This window comes from Streptomyces endocoffeicus, from assembly GCF_016741935.1.
Lineage (GTDB): Bacteria > Actinomycetota > Actinomycetes > Streptomycetales > Streptomycetaceae > Streptomyces > Streptomyces endocoffeicus.
Genome location: NZ_JAERRG010000161.1, coordinates 1 through 1,076 on the forward strand (window position 1 = coordinate 1; position 1,076 = coordinate 1,076).

General features: G+C 67.5%; 1 protein-coding gene. It reads left to right on the forward strand.

What is annotated here, in order from left to right; genetic code table 11:
* Positions 1–45: 45 nt before the first annotated feature.
* Positions 46–1,076 (forward strand): acyltransferase domain-containing protein (locus JK364_RS54355; protein WP_307841733.1); only part of this gene is annotated, 1,031 nt, incomplete at its 3' end.

Below are 1,076 nucleotides of genomic sequence, written 5' to 3' on the forward strand. Positions count from 1 at the left end.
TGCGGGGTGTTGCGGCAGGAGGTGGGGGCGCCGTCGTTGGATCGGGTGGATGTGGTTCAGCCGGTGTCGTTTGCGGTGATGGTGGCTTTGGCTGGGGTGTGGCGGTCGTTCGGTGTGGAGCCGGCAGCCGTGGTGGGTCATTCCCAGGGTGAGGTGGCGGCCGCGTATGTGGCGGGTCTGCTGTCACTGGAGGACGCGTGCAGGGTGGTGGTGCTGCGGTCGCGGTTGATCGGTGAGCGTCTGGCGGGTCTGGGCGGGATGCTGTCGGTGGCTGTGTCCGAGGGGGAGGCCATGGACCGGATTGAGGCCGGTGTCTGGGGTGGGGTGGAGGTGGCTGCGGTCAACGGCCCCGGTTCGGTGGTGGTGGCCGGGCCCGCGTTGGCGGTGGAGCGGGTGCAGGCTGTGTGCGAGGGGCAGGGGGTGCGGGCGCGTCGGATTCCGGTGGACTACGCCTCCCACACCGCGCAGGTCGAGCAGATCCGTACCGAGCTGGCCGAGGTTCTGGACGGCCTGGCTCCCCAGGGTGGCGGTGAGCGGGTGCCGTTGTTGTCGACGGTGACCGGTCGGTGGGTGTCGCCGGGGGAGATGGACAGTGAGTACTGGTTCCGGAATCTGCGGCGGCCGGTGCGTTTCGCCGAGGCCGTGGATGCCCTGGCTTCCGAGGGTTATGGGGTTTTCGTTGAGGTCAGTGCGCATCCGGTGTTGACGGTGGGTGTGGAGGAGGTGGTGGAGGCTGCTGGTGGTCAGGCGGTGGTGACCGGCACGTTGCGTCGTGACCAGGACACGCTTGGGCAGGTTCTGGCTTCTCTGGCTCAGTTGCATGTCAACGGGGCGATTGTTGATTGGACTCCTGTTCTGGGTGCGGTGGCCGGGTCGGGTGGTGGGGCGTTGGTGTCGTTGCCGACGTATGCGTTTCAGCGGGAGCGTTACTGGCTTGATGCTCCGACCGTGGCGGCCGATGCCACCGGGCTGGGCTTGGAAACGCTTGAACACTCTCTCCTGGGAGCGGCAGTCCCTCTCGCCGAAGGTGGGCAGCTCTTCACCGGACGCATCTCGCTGGACACACACCCATGGCT